We start from the raw sequence: 473 nt of genomic DNA on the forward strand, positions 1-473 counted from the left end.
TCCGGGTTCGATTCCAAAGTTTCCAGTTGCTGCAACCCATCCCAGCATAAAGGGTATTGCACCGGGAAAAGCACCCACAAATACAGAAAGAGGAGTCTTTGTCTTCAAAGGAGTGTAAACGCACACATACAAAAAGATGCTTATGGCGCCAAACATTGCCGTCCTGGGATTAATGAGATACAGGATCACAAGACCTGTGACCGTAAGTGCACTGGCAATTATAAATGCAGTGTTGACAGACATTCTTCCTGAAGGCACAGGCCGGTTGCTGGTCCTCTTCATCAATACATCCAAATCTTTTTCAAGGATCTGGTTATATGCATTTGATGCACCCACCAAACAGTAGCCTCCAATAGACAACATGATCACAGTAAGCAGATCTATACTTTCTGCCCCCAGGAAATAACCGGCCACAGAAGAAAAGACCACACTAAGGGCAAGCCTCATTTTAGTTACTTCTTTAAGATCGCTTA

General features: G+C 44.4%; 1 protein-coding gene. It reads right to left on the minus strand.

What is annotated here, in order from left to right; all coding sequences use genetic code 11:
• Positions 1-473 (minus strand): protoheme IX farnesyltransferase (locus HC175_RS18155; protein ID WP_235942674.1); only part of this gene is annotated, 473 nt, incomplete at both ends.

The sequence above is a fragment of the Salinimicrobium oceani genome (genome assembly GCF_012037645.1).